Source organism: Robiginitalea sp. SC105 (genome assembly GCF_014243345.1).
GTDB lineage: Bacteria > Bacteroidota > Bacteroidia > Flavobacteriales > Flavobacteriaceae > Robiginitalea.
Genome location: NZ_JACLZF010000001.1, coordinates 1,513,194 through 1,529,114 on the forward strand (window position 1 = coordinate 1,513,194; position 15,921 = coordinate 1,529,114).

Sequence of the window (15,921 nt, forward strand, 5' to 3'; positions counted from 1 at the left end):
CGGTTAAAACGGATAATTAATTCCTATCTGCAATACGGAGTTGGCAAAGTTGTAGTCGCGAAACCACCTTTTTCCGGTAGGTTCGGCCGGGTTGTAGGTCTTGAATCCGAGGTCCGCCCGGAAGACGAAATACGTGAAATCGTACCGCAGCCCAAACCCCGTCCCGAGGGCGAGCTCCTCCAGGGAGGACCAGCCGTTGAAGGTAGCGGCCGGGTCATCCTCGCTGTCCCATACATTCCAGATATTTCCAATGTCGCTGAACAGGGCCCCCTTGAGGTCGCCCACCACCGGGAACCGGTATTCCAGGTTCAGCGCCAGTTTGAAATTGGCCTCGTTGAAGTCGTTCAGGTTACTTGTGCTCCCCGGGCCCAGCGAATAGGGGAACCAGGCTCGGTTGTCGTTGGATCCCCCACCGAAATACGAGCGGACAAAGGGGATGTCATTCGAATTTCCATAGGGTATGGCAATACCTATAAAGGAACGGAAGGCCAGCACATCGGTGGCGTTGAGCTCCCAGTGCCGGATATAATCCAGCTCCGTTTTCACATACTGGGAAAAAGGCACCCCGAAGACCAGTTTTTGCCCGGAATCGTTTTCATTGAACTTGATCAGGTTGGTGGAGGCGGCCAGCAGGTTCCCCGCCCCTTCGATTTTCCATCGGATCTGGTAGAAACTGTTGTCGGCGATATCGGTTTTTGAATTCTTGGTGTAGGTGTAGTTGGAGGTGAAGATCAGGTTGTTCTCCGTCAGGCGCTGCCTGCGCTCCTCAATCCGGAACACGTCCGCATAATCCTCCGAATCCGTCGGGGCAAGCCCCTGGTTGATGATGGCATCGGTAAACCCGGCCGTTCCCTCCGGTATGGACAGCCGCAATGGGTCGTCCGGGTCGCCGGAGGCTTCGTAGAAATCCGACAGGGAGGCATTGTCCTGGTAGTCATCCGCAATATCGTCCAGTCGGGCGTAGGAGCTCCGGTACTGGTCGTAGAACCGATCCGGGTTCACGTTGCGGACAAACTGGATGTTCATCAGTTCGAAAAGGTGTTTCTTGAAATCCGTGGAGGACCAGCTGTAGCCCAGGACCGTGTTGAGGGTCTGTTTGTCCAGGCCGATGTTTTTCTGGAAGCTTGTACCCGCGGATATGCGCGTCCTGGGGAGCATATAGTTCGGGATGATCTGCCGGTTGCCCAGGAAGGGGAACCGGATCCGGGGGAAAACCAGGTTGATGTCCCCGCCGATCTCCGAGAAAAAATCCTCCCCCTGCGTGTCGTCACTGAGCAGCCCGAACGTCCCCCGGCCCGATAGGCTCAGGGTCTCGGCGCCGCCAAACACATTCCGGGTAATAAGGGAAGCCCCGAGTCCGAAGCCGATCTGCTGGATGTTGGAGTGGGTGATGTCGAAGTCCAGGGCCAGGGAGTTTTTTGGGCGCGCGGCCAGGTAGATGTTGGCATCCAAAATGTCGCCCCCGGCCTCCAGCAATTCGATGTTCGGATAGCGGAAGGTATTCAGGTTGCTGATCTGCCTGTAGGTGCGCAACCGGTCGATATCCCGGTACACACTGTCTTTTTGCAGAAAGACCGCATCTGTCAGCACCCGGGGTTTGTACCGGAGCCGGTCGTTGAAATGGATGATGTAATTCTGGTAAACCACCGTATCGCTGGTGGCGGTCCCGTCCTGGAAATTGTGGTCGGGGTACAGGTGGATGTCCCCCAGGCGCTTTACCCGGTACTCCTGGTCGGTAACCGCGCTGTCGCCCCGCCGCCTCAGGTTTTCGATGTTCAGTTCCACGTTCATCAGCTGGTCGTCCACATTTGCCGTGTCCCTGAGGATGTCGTAGGTAATGGAGCTCTCCTGGAAATTCCAGATCCCGGAATTCCGGAACAGGGCCGTGAGCCGTTCCCGTTCCCGGGTGAAATTCCCGAGGTCGAACACGTCCCCTTCCCGAACCAGGGAACTTTTCCGGTTGAGGTGGTAGATGGAATCGATTGCCGGGGAGGTGATCTTACGACTCAGGGAATCGACGATATAGGGTTCCCCGAGGTCCAGCAGGTAGCGGGTCCGGACGCGGCGGCGGCCCGTGCTGTCCAGTATGTAGCTGCCCGTGTTGTTGAAGTACCCCCGGTTGTTGTAATAGGAGCTCAGCCGTTCCACGGACCTGTTGATCCGGGCCGTGTCGATCACCACCGGGGCTTCCCCGACCCTTTTGAGCCAGTCGCTGTAACCGCTTACAAAGAAGGATTGCCCGAGCCGCCGGACCTGCTTTTGAGACAGCAGGGATTCCAGCCTCGCTTCCCGGCCCTCCCTGCGATCCAGCCAGGCCTGGTAGGACGAATCAGGATCCTTCTTTGCCAGGTTGTACAGGTGCAGGCGCAGGGGGATCCCCAGCACGCGACTATTGGGTTTCTGGAGCACGAGGCTGTTCACCAGGGGATCCGTGATTTTTTCCCCGTCCGCATAAATGCTGACTTCGGTGAGTAGTTTTTCGTCCTCTTCGACCCTTTTGAGCGTGTTGCACGAGCAAATGCTGAGACACACCAAGAATAATCCTATTTTAGCCGGGAGATTCACAAAGGGTGAAAAGTCCTTCATACACCCAAAATTAAGCTATTTGAATGGTTGCAAAAAGTGAATTAAAACTAATACGGAGTCTCCATCAAAAAAAGTACCGGACGCGTGAGGGCCTTTTCCTGGCGGAGGGGGTCAAGTTGGTCGGCGAATTGCTGGGGGCCGGCATGGAGGCGTATTCGCTTTACAGCACCGACCCGGGTGAATTCCCCGGGGCCAGGGAAATCTCGGAGAACGACCTGAAGAAGGCCAGTGCACTGGTACAGCCCAACAAAGTAATCGGGGTATTCCGGATCCCGGACCCCGTTTCCCTATCGCTTGACGGGTGGGCCCTGGCCCTGGACGGGGTCCGGGACCCCGGCAACCTGGGGACCATCATCCGGTTGTGCGACTGGTTCGGGATCCCGGAGCTGCTCTGTTCCCCTGACACGGTCGACTGCTACAACCCGAAAGTGCTTCAGGCCACCATGGGTTCCGTGGCCCGGGTCCGGATTGCCTACCAACCCCTGCCGGAAACCCTGGATGCCTGCGGCCTGCCCGTTTACGGGGCCAGCATGGATGGGTCCCCAGTGGGATCCGGTACGGCCGTGCAGCCGGGTATCCTGGTGATGGGCAGTGAATCCCACGGGCTGTCCGGGGCCGTCCGCGACCGGCTGTCGCAAACCTGGGCCATCCCGGCCTATGGCCAGGCCGAAAGCCTGAACGTGGCCACTGCCACGGCCATCCTCCTATACGAGATCCGCCGACAGGCAGGCCCGGTTACTCAAAAGTAAAATTGACGAAGATGCCCCGGGTATTAAGGGCTTCGATGTTTCCGGTCCAGGGGCTTTGCGGATCGTTGTCCGGAACGAGTTCGTCCGTAATGGCAAATACCCCCCGGATGGAAGGGGAGAACTTGAAATATTCCAGGTAGAAATCGATGCCAAACCCGAGTTCGTAGTTGACCACTGATTTTTTCATCCGGAAGGTCCCGCTGCTGTTGTCGTCCAGGGAATCCTGGTTGGAACCGAGGTTCAGGGCCACCCCGGCCCCCCCGATGATAAAGGGCTTGAGGTTGCCGAAACGGCGGGTGCTTACCTTGAGGAGGAGCGGAAAGCTGATGTAGGTGGACTTCACTTCCCGAAAGGCGTCGTTTTCCGCTGCAAAACCAGGGAACCCGAGGAGCCTGCTGGAGTAGAAGAGCCCGGGTTCGAACCTCAGGTCCAGGAATTCGTTGAGCCGGAGCTCCCCGATCAGCCCGACATTGAACCCCAGGGATTTCTCCACGGCGATATCCGGAAGGTCGTTGCGGTATTCGAATTTAAAATCGTACTGGTTAAAGCCGAGGTAATACCCCCAGTTGAGAAGCGCTTTGTCCTCATTCTGCAGGTTCAGTATGGGGTTTTCCCTGAATTGGGCCTGGCCGGTATGGCACAGGGCCAGCAGGAAGCAGAGCGGCAGAAAGTTCCTCATACGCTTATTTTGTTGCCGTGTAGATGGCGGCAGCCCCAAAAGTCTGGGGTCGGTGTTCCATAGCTATAAACCCGATTTTCCCCAAAATATTGTTGAAGCGCTCCCCATAGGGAAAAACGGCTGCCGACCGCGACAGGTAGCTGTAGGCGGCGGCATCCCTTGAGAGCCATTTTCCCACGATCGGCAGGAAGAAACGGCAGTACAGGTTGTACCCCCACCGGAAGGGTTGCTTTTCAGGTACGGAGGTTTCCAGGATGGCAAGGATCCCTCCGGGGCGCAGTACCCGGTAAATCTCGGCCAGCCCCTTCTCGAGGTTTTCGAAATTCCGGACGCCGAAGGCCACGGTCACTGCATCAAAGCTGGCATCCGGAAATTCCAGGGCTTCGCTGTCGCCCAGCACCATCTCGATCCGGCCTTCCAGGCCGGATTCCCTGATTTTGGAGCGTCCGACATCCAGCATGCCGGGAGCCAGGTCCAGGCCCACGATGCGCCCGGCCCCGGTCTGGGCCAGGGCGAGAGCGAGGTCCCCGGTGCCGGTGGCGATATCCAGGACGCTCTGGGGCCGGGTGTCGGCCACGAGCCCCACCAGGCGCTTGCGCCAGCGGCGGTCTATCCCCAGGCTGATTACCCGGTTGAGCCCGTCGTACTTCTCCGAGATGGCGTTGAACATTGTCCGTACCTGCTCCTTTTTACCTTCCCCGGAGTCGTCATAAGGGAGGATTTCCTTTGCCATGCCTACAGCGCTTTAGGGCGCAAAGATACTACAAAGCGGTTAGTCCCCGGCAGCGCCGGCGGAAGCGGGAAACCCTCCGGAACAAATCGGCCGGATTCCTTTGAAAATGATAAAATTGCGTACTTTTGCCCTGCGGACTTCCGCATGCCGCTAACCGGCGGAGCGCCAGCTACCCGTATCAATTCTATACTGAATGAAGATCATAATTGCAGGAGCAGGAGAGGTAGGCTTCCATCTCGCAAAGTTACTTTCATACGAATCCCAGGACATCACGCTGATAGACACCAACAAGGAAAGCCTTTCCTATGCGGAGGGCCACCTGGATATCCGCGTCCTGAAAGGGGATGCCACCAGCATTTCCGTGCTGAAGGATGCCCGCGTCTCCCAGTCCGACCTTGTGATAGGGGTTACGGCTTCTGAGACGACCAACATCACCCTTTGCATGCTGGCCAAGCAATTGGGTTCCAAACGGACCATCGCCCGGATCTCGAATACCGAATTCGTGGAATATAAGGACCAGATCGCCTTTACCGAGCTGGGGATCGACGAACTGATCTCCCCGGAAGAGCTGGCAGCCGCGGAAATCCAGCTGCTGCTGAACCAGTCGGCCTTCAACGATACCTATGAATTTGAACAGGGCCTGCTGATCATGGTGGGCGTTTCCCTCCCAAAGGGCGCCCCCTTTATCGGCAAAATGGTCAAGGAGGCGGCAAGGGTGTTCCCGGAACTGCACTTCATGCCCATAGCCCTGCAGCGGCGGGGCACCCAGTTTACCCTGATTCCGAGGGGGGACACGGTCTTTATGGAGGAGGACCAGGTATATTTTATCACAGACCGCAAAGGCGTTGACGAGCTCTACAAGCTCACGGGGAAGAAGAAGGAGGAAATCCGTAACATCATGATCCTCGGCGGGAGCAAGGTGGGGGTGAAGGCAGCCCGGGACCTCTGCGACAAGCGCTTCAACGTCAAGCTGATCGAGAAGGACAAGAACAAAGCCTTTGAAATTGCCGACATGCTGCCCAATGCTCTGGTGATCAACGGGGATTGCCGGAACGTGGAGCTGCTCGAGGAGGAATCCCTCGAATCCATGGACGCCTTTATCGCGGTAACCGGGAATTCGGAGACCAACATCATGAGTTGCCTGGTAGCCAAGTCCAAACACATCAAAAAAACCATCGCCCTGGTGGAAAACATGGATTACTTCCAGCTCTCCCACTCCATAGGGGTGGATACGCTCATCAACAAGAAGCTCCTGGCGGCCAACAATATTTTCCGCCACATCCGCAAAGGGGAGGTGGTCGCGCTGACCCGCCTGAACAACCTGAACGCGGAAATCCTGGAATTTGTCGTCAATGCATCCTCCGAGGTGAACGGCGAACTGATCAAGGAACTGGACTTCCCCAGGGAAGCCATTATCGGCGGGGTGATCCGCGAGGACCTCGGCATCATTGCGCTGGGGGATTTCCGGATCCAGCAGGGGGACCGGGTGGTGGTATGCTGCCTGCCGAGCGCCATCCCCAAAGTAGAAAAATTATTCCTCTGATATGTCCCTGAACTCGCGGATTATCCTGCATCTGATGGGGCTCCTGCTGCTTTTCAACGGGGGCTTTATGCTGCTTGCGGCCCTGGTGAGCGGCATCTACCAGGACGGGGTTACCTACCAGATTTCCCTGGCGGCCATTACCACGCTCTTTAGTGGTACGGTGGCCATGTATTTCACCCGGGGCCACAAGAAGGAAGTCAAGCGGAAGGAGGGGTATATCATCGTGACCTTTGGCTGGGTGGTCATGTCCATTTCCGGCGTATTGCCCTACCTGTTCACCGGGGCCATCCCGGATGTGACCAACGCCATGTTCGAGACCATTTCCGGCTATACCACCACGGGGGCTTCCATCCTGGACGATATCGAACGGCTGCCGGAAGGGGTGCTGTTCTGGCGCAGCATGACACACTGGATCGGCGGCATGGGGATTATTGTGCTGGCCATCGCCATCCTCCCACTGCTCGGGATCGGGGGGATGCAGCTTTTTGCAGCCGAGGCGCCCGGCCCCACCGGGGATAAACTCCACCCCCGCATTACCGATACCGCCAAAAGGCTGTGGTTTATCTACGTGGGGTATACACTGGCCGAAACGCTGCTGCTGAAACTGGCGGGGATGTCCTTTTTCGACGCCATCAACCACGCGCTGGCGACCCTATCCACCGGCGGCTTCTCTACCAAGAATGCGAGTATCGCCTACTGGAGCAACCAACCCCTGATCCAGTACATCATCATCGTATTCATGTTCCTGGCAGGGTCCAATTTTGTACTGAGTTATTTTGCCTTCAAGGGGAAGGTGCAGAAGGTGCTGCGGGATGAAGAATTCCGGGTATACGGGCTGATGATCCTGATATTCGCCCTCATGGCCGCCGCCGTGGTCTACTTCCGGGCCGACGTACCCGTTTCCGAATACCACCCCATGGTCTGGGGCCCGGCCGAAAGCGCCTTCCGCCACGGCCTGTTCCAGGTGGTCGCCGTAGTGACCACCACGGGTTTTGTAACTGCGGATTTTACGGGATGGACCCCCTTCCTGACCGTCTTTTTCTTCGGGCTGATGTTCGCCGGGGGCTCTGCGGGCTCCACGGCCGGGGGCATCAAGATCATGCGACATATCCTGATCATCAAAAACGGGTTGCTGGAGTTCAAGCGGACCCTCCACCCGAGCGCCATCATCCCGGTGCGGTTCAACGACAAGACGGTGACCGAACACATCGTCTACAACATCATCGCCTTTTTCGTGCTGTATATGCTGCTGTTTATAATCGGAGCACTGGTGCTGGGCCTGCTGGGGCTGGATTTCGTATCGGCCATCGGTGGGGCAGCATCTTCCCTGGGCAACGTGGGGCCGGCCTTCGGTTCCCTGCATCCGCTCAGCAACTTCAACAGCTTGCCGGACCTGGGGAAATGGTGGTGTGGCTTTTTGATGCTCGCCGGCAGGCTGGAGCTTTTTACGGTACTGATCCTGCTCACCCCGTATTTCTGGAAGCGCACCTGACCGGTCGTCAGGAAAGCGCTTGCTTGATACGCGCCACCGCTTCCCGGATTTCCGCCTCCGAGGCGGCATAGGAGATCCGGATGCAGTTCGGGTTGCCGAAAGCCTCTCCCGTCACGGTGGCCACTCCGGCCGCTTCAAGCAGGTAGAGGGCAAAATCCGACGCATTCGCGATGGTTTTGCCGCGGAGCGTCTGCCCGAAAAACCCGGAGATGTCCGGGAATACGTAAAAGGCCCCTTCGGGAACGTTGAGCTGGAACCCGGGGATCTCCCCAAGGAGTTCCAGGATGAGGTCCCGCCGCTCGTGAAACTTGTCGATCATATACCGGATCTTCTCAAGGGGTGCATCCAGGGCTGCGATGGTGGCCCGCTGCGCAATGGCATTGGCCCCGCTGGTAATCTGCCCCTGGAATTTGGTGCAGGCCTTGGCAACCCAGGCCGGGGCGCCGATAAACCCGATCCGCCAGCCGGTCATGGCATAGGCCTTGGAAACCCCGTTTACGGTGATGGTGCGGTCGTACATCCCATCGAGGGCCGCGATGCTCACATGGCCCCCGCGAAAATTGATATGTTCGTAAATTTCATCGGACACCACAAAGATATCCGGGTGGTCCCGGAGCACGGCGGCCAGCCCTTCGAGTTCCTCCCTGCTGTACACCGAGCCGCTCGGGTTGCAGGGGGAGCTGTACCACAGCATTTTGGTGCGCGGTGTTATCGCGGCCCGCAATTGGTCGGGGGTCATTTTGAAATCCGTGTCGATGCTGGTCGGTACTTCCACGGGCACGCCCCCTGCCAGCTTGACAATGTCCGAATAACTCACCCAGTAGGGGGCGGGAAGGATCACTTCGTCCCCATCGTTGAGCATGACCATGGCCACGTTGGCCAGGGATTGCTTGGCCCCTGTTGACACCACAATCTGGTCCCTGCCGTAGGTGAGTTTGTTGTCCCTGGCGAATTTCCGGGATATGGCGTCCTTCAGGTCGGGGTAGCCGTCCACGGGGGAGTAGCTGCTGTAATTCTGGTCGATGGCCTCCTTGGCGGCCTCCCGTATAAATTCGGGGATGTTGAAATCCGGCTCGCCGAGGCTGAGGCCGATGATATCTTTTCCTTCCTGTCTCAGTTCCCGGGCTTTGGCGGCCATAGCCAGGGTAGCCGACGTGGACATGTTGTTGATCCGGTCGGATAGAAATTGCTTCATAGTGCTTTTACGAATTTACTGCAGCTGCAAACCCGGATTCCTGCCGAGTTCCCGCAAATATTTGAAGTGCGAAATTATGGCTTTTCGGGTAGTTTTGTATTCGTTGTACGGCAAATTGAACTCCCGTGCCGTTTGTTTCACAATCTTGGAGATTTTTGTGTAATGCACATGGGAGATGTTCGGGAAGATGTGGTGTTCCACCTGGTGGTTGAGCCCGCCGGTAAACCAGTTGACGATCCGGTTGCGCGTTCCGAAGTTCACGGTGGTGCGCAACTGGTGGATGGCCCAGCTGTTCTTCATGGTTCCGTCTTTTTCGGGCAGCGGCATATCGGCGTGGTCCACCACGTGGGCCAGCTGGAAAACGACACTGAGGATCACCCCGGCCACATAGTGCATGATAAAGAAGCCCACCAGGACTTTCCACCAGGCGATGTCCATGAGGATGATCGGCAGGGCTATCCAGATAAAGAGGTAGATCAGCTTGGTGACCACCAGCACACTCCAGTTCAGGACCGGGTTCGGGAACTTGCCATAGGCCAGTTTGCGCTTGGTATAGCGGTACATCTGCTGGAAATCCGTGGTAATGGCCCAGTTGAAGGTGAGCAGGCCATAGAGGAATACGGAATAATAGTGCTGGAACCGGTGGAACCGGTGCCATTTGGCGTGTTTTGAAAAGCGCAGGATGCGGCCCGCTTCCAGGTCCTCGTCGTGCTCGTGGATATTCGTGTAGGTATGGTGCAGGACGTTGTGCTGCACCTGCCAGTTATAGACGTTGCCGGCCAGCAGGTAGATGCTGCCGCCCATCAGTTTGTTGACCCATTTGTGGGAGGAATAGGTGCCGTGGTTCCCGTCGTGCATCACGTTCATTCCTACACCGGCCATCCCGACGCCCATCAGCATGGTCAGCAACAGGTTGGCCCAGTTGGGCAGGCCGAGGGTCAGGATCAGGAAATAGGGGGCCAGTAACATGGAAAACATGACCGCCGTTTTGAGGTGGAGCTTCCAGTTGCCTGTTTTTTTCAGGTTATTTTCCTTGAAATAAGCATTGACCCGCTTGTTGAGGGTACGGAAAAATTGGGGGGATTCGGTTCGGGAAAAGCGAATGGCAGCTTCTGACATGGGTACGTACTCGTTAATTAGTATAAAATTATAACGACAAACCGTGTATTTTGGTCTGCCGGTGAATATCGTAATTTTACGGATCACGTACAAAGATACCAATGACAGCCGAAACGGTCTTCCAAAATTTTCCCAATTTATCCGCCCGGCAACAAGAGCAGTTCCTGAAAATAGGCGGTTTATATCAGGACTGGAACCAAAAAATCAATGTGGTTTCCCGCAAGGACATCGACGAATTGTACCTGCGCCACGTGCTGCATTCGCTTGGGATTGCCAAGGTTCACCAGTTCCTGCCCGGCACCCGGGTCCTGGACGTGGGCACCGGGGGCGGCTTCCCGGGGATCCCCCTGGCCATCCTCTTTCCGGAATCGCGGTTTACCCTGGTGGATGCTATCGGCAAAAAAATCAAGGTGGTGCAGGATGTGATCGAGGGCCTGGGCCTGGAAAACGCACGGGCGCAACAGATCCGGGCCGAACAGCTGGACGGGCAGTTCGATTTTATCGTAAGCCGCGCCGTGGCGGCCATGCCGACCTTTGTACACTGGACGGCCGGTCGCCTCAGACCAGGCCGGGCGGGTAAAAGTCCAGTTGGCCATGGAGCCCTTGGCAACGGGATCCTGTACCTCAAAGGCGGAGACCTGTCGGAGGAACTGGGGCCCTTTCCCCAGGCCCGGGTGTTTGACCTCTCAGACTATTTTGAGGATCCCTTTTTCCTAACTAAAAAAGTGGTGTATTTGCCGGCGGAAGCGTGCCGTTAGATATTCCGGATGATGCGGTAGGTATACCTGCAGCGTCGGGCATAATCGCGCATCTCATCGAAAATCCTTTGGAAAAAATACATGTTATCGGGGTGTTTGCGTGATGTTTTCAACTGCGTTTTCATACCGTAAAGTTAAGAAAGGAAATGTTAAGTTAACAAATTAATAACGTTAAATTTACATTGAAAGTATGAGATGCCTGCCGTTTTTTCTGCGTTTTGGACCTTATTGATGCCGGGTTCTTGCCAATTTTCCCGCGTTACGGACCATCTCCCCGGTTACCTGCTCAGTCGTCGAAAATATCCATAAGAAAAGCCCCGCAAAACGGGGCTTGATTCATGAATTTCCAGAACGGTTTTGCCTGGACCGGACCTCTTTGGCGGGGCCTGTCTGAGGGCAGGAAACCCTCACAAGCCCGGGCTTCGGGTTAGGGCCTAGCCGAGAAACGGATACCGGTAATCCTCCGGGCTCACAAACGTTTCCTTGATAAGCCTCGGGGAGATCCAGCGCATCAGGTTCTGGGCCGATCCCGCCTTGTCGTTGGTGCCTGACGCCCGGGCACCCCCGAAGGGTTGCTGGCCCACCACGGCCCCGGTGGGCTTGTCGTTGATGTAGAAGTTCCCCGCGCAATTCTCCAGGGCACGGGTCGCCTGCTGTATGGCATAACGGTCGCCGGAGATCACTGCGCCGGTAAGGGCATATTCCGATGTCTGGTCCACCAGTTTCAGGGTGGCTTCCCACTCCGCATCCGGGTACACGTAAACGGTCACCACCGGGCCGAACAGCTCGGTTTCCATGGTTACGTAATGGGGATCGGTGGTCAGGATCACCGTGGGCTCCACAAAATACCCCACCGACTTATCGTATCCGCCCCCGGCGATGATTTCGGCATCCTTATCCGATTTGGCGCGGTCGATATACCCGGCGAGTTTGTCAAAGGCCCCTTCGTGGATCACGGCAGTCACAAAATTGCTGAGGTCGGCCGGGGTGCCTGGCTTGTTGATGGAGGCCAGGTCCTTTTTCACCCCGTCGAGCACCTGGCTTGCGATGGATTCGGGCAGGTATACCCGCGAAGCGGCACTGCATTTCTGTCCCTGGAGCTCAAATGCCCCCCGGGTAATGGCGGTTGCCACCTGTCGGGGGTTGGCCGTTGGGTGGGCGATGATAAAGTCCTTGCCGCCCGTTTCCCCCACAATGCGCGGGTAGGTCTTATAGGTGGTGATGTTGTCCCCGATCTTTTTCCAGATAGACTTGAATACCTCGGTGGACCCGGTGTAGTGCAGGCCGGAAAAGTCCGGGTGGGTCAGCAGGATATCGGTGATCATGGCGGGGTCCCCGTAAATGCAGTTGATGACCCCGGCAGGTACCCCGGCTTCCTCGAACACATCCACGATTACCTGGGCGGAGAATACCTGGTGGTCGCTGGGCTTCCAGATCACCACGTTCCCCATCATGGCGGCGCTGGCCGGCAGGTTTCCGGCAATGGCCGTAAAATTGAAAGGCGTGATCGCATAGACAAAACCTTCGAGCGGCCGATATTCCACGCGGTTCCAGACCCCTTCCGAGGATTCGGGTTGCTCCTGGTAGATCTGGCTCATGAATTCCGCGTTGAACCGGAGGAAATCGATCAGTTCGCAGGCGGCATCGATTTCCGCCTGGTGGACGGTTTTCGACTGGGCCATCATGGTGGCTGCATTGATCCGTTCCCGGTAGGGCCCCGCGATGAGCTCGGCCGCCTTCAGGAAGACGGCGGCCCGCTGCTCCCAGGGGAGGGCGGCCCAGGCGGAACGGGCTTCCAGGGCCGTATCAATAGCCATGCGCACCTCCTTTTCCGAGGCCAGGTGGTACTTGCCGACGGTATGCTTGTGGTCATGGGGCGGGGCGATGGGACGGGTGTTCCCCGTGCGCACTTTTTTCCCTCCGATGGTCAGGGGGATATCTGCGGTGCCTTTGTAGTATGCATCGTATTGTTTGAGAACGGCTTCGCGTTCGGGGGACCCGGGGGCGTAGCTCTTTACCGGTTCGTTATACGCCGGGGGGACCCTGAAAAATCCGTTGGCCATAGTGTGTTTTTTTTCGGTTAATAGAATAGCCGCAAAGGTACGAAATGGCGTATCCTTAAAAAAACCAGGATGGGTGGAATCGGTTCCGGGAGGTGCGCTACGGAATGCCGGGGCGGTTGCCTAGTTCAGGGCGAAAGGCGCGCTGAGCCTAAAGGCGGGCACATAGACGCGGAATTTCTCGGTAGAGGCGAAATTGACCATGTTGTAGTGTCCCTTCATGGCGCCGATGGGCGAAGCCAGCAGGCAGCCGGAACTGTAGGTATGGGATTCTCCGGGGCGGATGACCGGTTTCTTGCCGATGACGCCTTCCCCGTCGAGGATTTCCATGTCGCTCAGCGCATCGAACACCTTCCAGTGGCGGGAGGTCAGCTGTACCGAATCCTTGCTCTGGTTTTCGATGGTGATGGTGTAACCGAATGCAAAATGCATCTTGTAGTTTTTGAAGAAGGTGCCCTCAAAACTGGTGTCGACCGAAATTTTTATCCCTTTGGTAACTTGCGTAAACATGATCTCTAATAGGTAACCGCGCTTCCCAATATGAAGGCTATCGCGGCCATGAAAGCTAAAATAAAGAAAATGGTATTGAGAAACAGGTACTTTATGATAGTTTTAAATACCCCCTGCTTGTAAAACCTGCGCATTGCGGCAAAAAGATATACGGCAAAAGCGATAAAGCACAACCAGTAGATATCCAGCCCTATCAGGCTGTCCATCAAATAGCCAATGATGAGCAAGATAAAAAAGAGGGACTGAATGTGGAAGCTAAATACCAGATTATCGGTGTAGGTGTATTTTTTCCTGATGTATGCCAGGGTAATGAAAACCGAGAAGATCGGCAGGAAGAAAAATGTGGCAAATGGCAACCTGGAAATCAGGTCGCTTAAAAAGGTCCCCGGTTGCTTTTTTACCCGGTTCAGGGAGGCAGCGGTCCGGAAGGCCAGGCGGTTCTCCCGGCTATCTTCGAACTCATAGCGCTCCACGGCCTCCTCGAAGGTAAAGAGCGTATCCCGGTTGATCACGGTCATAAAGGCGTCCATCTTGGTACCGGCCCGGCTCAGGAACCCCCCTTCGGCAGTTTCCACGTAGGCCTTGGGATCTGCCATGATGGTGGAATCCTTCAGGTGCGTGGCTTTGTTGAATTTTTCTTTGATATTCACGCTGTCAAGGCTTTCCAGGACCTTGAGGTCTGCGCTGTCCAACCCTTTCAATCCCTCCTTCCCGATCCGGGGTTCCTGAATTTCGAAATTGGGGATGCCCGGCACGCCGGGGGTCTCGGATTGGTCCACGCTGAAGCGGTCCAGTTGGGTAAAATCCCCGCTGAGGCTCACCAGCAGGAAATAGATAAAGGCCAGGCTCAGCAGGAAGCGGAAGGGGTTGCTGTAGCTGACGCGTTTGCCGGCCACATACTCCAGGGTAATGACCCCCGGGCGCAGCATGAGGGCCTTGACGGTTCTCAGCAGGCGGGCGTCGTAATCGATGATGCTGTGGAAGAACTCCTCGATAAAGTCCTTCAGGGTAAGTTTCTTGGTGCTGTTGGCCTGGGAGCATTTCGGGCAATAGCGGTCGGTGATATCGAGTTGATACCCGCAGTTCAGGCACTCGGTGCCCCGGTATTTCAGTTTGTATCTTCCCCCGTATAAGACTGGTTTGGTTTCCATACGGCACGGTCGGTTAATTGCTGATCGTTCGCGAATTGGCGGTTCCCACACCGATTACGCTGTCGTAAATATCCCCAAAATTCCGGTAATAGACCAGTATCGTATAGGTGTTTTCCGTAAAGTGGAAATTTCCGCAGACCGCATTGAGTTCGATGGTGCCATCTTCCCGCTCCAGGACGTACTTGTAGTTGTAAAAGCCCTGCTTCAGCAAAAGGGAGAGTTCCATGTCTCCGGTTTCCCGGTTAAAGGTCATCCGGTTTTGCTCCTCCAGTTCGTAATTGTTGAATTTGCCGAAGACATAGACCTTGTCGAGCCCCAGCATTTCCTGGTAGGGCAGCCGGAAGTGCACCCGGGTGTATTCGCCTTCCCGGGAATCGTCCCGCCCCTGCAGGGTGCGGATCCGGAAATCGCCGTTTACGTCCGGGAAATAGGTGTACGGCCGGTCAAAGCGGTAGGGGTCCCGGAACAGGTAGTGCTGGTAGAGGTCCTCGAAGCCGATGCTGGAGATGGCCGCGGTGGGGGTCCGCAGGTCACTGGTATCGAAATTCTGGTATTCGTTGCCCCCGAAAAAAGACGTTTCCCGGTCGTATTTGTAGACCAGTTCGGTGCCGATGGTGAATTGGGGCGGGATGTCGTACCGGGCCGTGGGCCAGTGAAAATTCTGCAGGATGGCCACGCGGACCTCCTTTTTCGGGTTGATCAGCTGGATGCCGGATGGGATGATGCTGAACTGTACGGACTGTTTCTCGGAGAGGTATTGAAAATCCCGGGACCGCCGGACCACGGCGGGTACCTGCACCTGGTCCTGGTAGACCACGAACCGCCTCGAGAACTGCATGTCCCCTTCCATATTGTAGATCTCCAGCACGAAGTTGCCGCTCACCCGCAGGCGCACCTGGTTGTTGGGGATTTCCAGGCGGTAGTTCGAATAGGGCTGCAGGGTGTTGTAGCTGTTGCCGTAGTTGATGATCCGCTGGTTGTCGATACCGTCCAGGTATTGGGATTTGAGCAATTGGGAGGGCTGCCAGTCGTAGTCGCAGTGTACGATCCGGTAATAGAAATCCTGCTCGCTGGCGGAGAGGTCGTCGAACTCCAGGCGCAGCGGCTCCCCCAGCCGTACGATCGGGAACTGGTCGTCGGTCGGGCCCTTGAAGATGACGGACTTGATATGTTCGGGGGGTGCGACCTCGGTCTGAACCTGTGCCAGCATTGTGAAACCCCATAAAAACAAGGGGATTTGTTTAATCTTCAGGCGCATGCGGGGCGTAATTTTTGGGTAAAGGTAAACAAAAACCATGCCCACCGATTTCCGGGGGGTTGAATGCCCAAAAAAAGGGGCAATAATT

13 protein-coding genes are annotated in these 15,921 nt (G+C 56.4%); 4 read left to right on the top strand and 9 right to left on the bottom strand.

The window, feature by feature from the left end; genetic code table 11:
* Nucleotides 1-3: 3 nt before the first annotated feature.
* The gene (locus tag H7F20_RS06695; protein WP_370588485.1) at nt 4-2,532 is read right to left on the bottom strand and encodes a BamA/TamA family outer membrane protein; all 2,529 of its coding nucleotides are present in this window, start codon (nt 2,530-2,532) and stop codon (nt 4-6) included.
* 77 nt (nt 2,533-2,609) lie between these two features.
* Between H7F20_RS06695 and H7F20_RS06700 the strand changes: the two genes are divergently transcribed.
* Entirely contained in the window at nt 2,610-3,335 is a 726-nt protein-coding gene (locus H7F20_RS06700; protein ID WP_185785335.1) for an RNA methyltransferase, read from the top strand.
* On the opposite strand, the gene H7F20_RS06705 is transcribed toward H7F20_RS06700, so the two are convergent.
* Together H7F20_RS06705 and ubiE are read right to left on the bottom strand one after the other, a co-directional pair.
* Nucleotides 3,322-4,014 carry a porin family protein gene (locus H7F20_RS06705; protein WP_185785336.1) on the bottom strand — a complete coding sequence of 231 codons (693 nt, stop codon included), beginning with the start codon at nt 4,012-4,014 and terminating at the stop codon, nt 3,322-3,324. The two genes, H7F20_RS06700 and H7F20_RS06705, sit on opposite strands and share 14 nt — an antisense overlap.
* 4 nt (nt 4,015-4,018) lie before the next feature.
* On the bottom strand, nt 4,019-4,747 hold the full coding sequence (gene ubiE, locus H7F20_RS06710) for a bifunctional demethylmenaquinone methyltransferase/2-methoxy-6-polyprenyl-1,4-benzoquinol methylase UbiE (RefSeq protein WP_185785337.1): 729 nt from the start codon (nt 4,745-4,747) through the stop codon (nt 4,019-4,021).
* A gap of 193 nt (nt 4,748-4,940) precedes the next feature.
* On the opposite strand from ubiE, the gene trkA reads away from it, so the two are divergent.
* Both trkA and H7F20_RS06720 read left to right on the top strand, forming a co-directional pair.
* Nucleotides 4,941-6,290, top strand: coding sequence for a Trk system potassium transporter TrkA (trkA, locus tag H7F20_RS06715; RefSeq protein WP_185785338.1), 1,350 nt, complete (start codon nt 4,941-4,943; stop codon nt 6,288-6,290).
* Between the two features lies 1 nt (nt 6,291).
* Entirely contained in the window at nt 6,292-7,782 is a 1,491-nt protein-coding gene (locus H7F20_RS06720) for a TrkH family potassium uptake protein (protein ID WP_185785339.1), read from the top strand.
* A gap of 7 nt (nt 7,783-7,789) precedes the next feature.
* Here H7F20_RS06720 and H7F20_RS06725 read toward each other — a convergent pair whose 3' ends face one another.
* Both H7F20_RS06725 and H7F20_RS06730 read right to left on the bottom strand, forming a co-directional pair.
* Nucleotides 7,790-8,977, bottom strand: coding sequence for a pyridoxal phosphate-dependent aminotransferase (locus H7F20_RS06725; RefSeq protein ID WP_185785340.1), 1,188 nt, complete (start codon nt 8,975-8,977; stop codon nt 7,790-7,792).
* A 15-nt stretch (nt 8,978-8,992) separates the two neighbouring features.
* The gene (locus H7F20_RS06730; RefSeq protein WP_185785341.1) at nt 8,993-10,096 is read right to left on the bottom strand and encodes an acyl-CoA desaturase; all 1,104 of its coding nucleotides are present in this window, start codon (nt 10,094-10,096) and stop codon (nt 8,993-8,995) included.
* A gap of 101 nt (nt 10,097-10,197) precedes the next feature.
* Here H7F20_RS06730 and rsmG point away from each other — a divergent pair, with 101 nt between their 5' ends.
* Nucleotides 10,198-10,854 (top strand): 16S rRNA (guanine(527)-N(7))-methyltransferase RsmG, encoded by a 657-nt coding sequence (rsmG, locus tag H7F20_RS06735; protein WP_185785342.1) that lies wholly within the window; start codon nt 10,198-10,200, stop codon nt 10,852-10,854.
* 434 nt (nt 10,855-11,288) lie between these two features.
* Here the strand turns inward: rsmG and pruA are convergent, their stop codons facing one another.
* From pruA to H7F20_RS06755, 4 genes are all read right to left on the bottom strand, one after another.
* Nucleotides 11,289-12,917 carry an L-glutamate gamma-semialdehyde dehydrogenase gene (pruA, locus tag H7F20_RS06740; RefSeq protein ID WP_185785343.1) on the bottom strand — a complete coding sequence of 543 codons (1,629 nt, stop codon included), beginning with the start codon at nt 12,915-12,917 and terminating at the stop codon, nt 11,289-11,291.
* Between the two features lie 120 nt (nt 12,918-13,037).
* Nucleotides 13,038-13,424: a Co2+/Mg2+ efflux protein ApaG gene (gene apaG / locus H7F20_RS06745; protein WP_185785344.1), complete on the bottom strand. Its 387-nt coding sequence runs from the start codon at nt 13,422-13,424 to the stop codon at nt 13,038-13,040.
* 5 nt (nt 13,425-13,429) lie between these two features.
* Nucleotides 13,430-14,575: a DUF3667 domain-containing protein gene (locus H7F20_RS06750; protein WP_185785345.1), complete on the bottom strand. Its 1,146-nt coding sequence runs from the start codon at nt 14,573-14,575 to the stop codon at nt 13,430-13,432.
* Nucleotides 14,576-14,588: 13 nt separating this feature from the next.
* Nucleotides 14,589-15,833 carry a DUF5103 domain-containing protein gene (locus H7F20_RS06755; RefSeq protein WP_185785346.1) on the bottom strand — a complete coding sequence of 415 codons (1,245 nt, stop codon included), beginning with the start codon at nt 15,831-15,833 and terminating at the stop codon, nt 14,589-14,591.
* Nucleotides 15,834-15,921 lie beyond the last annotated feature (88 nt).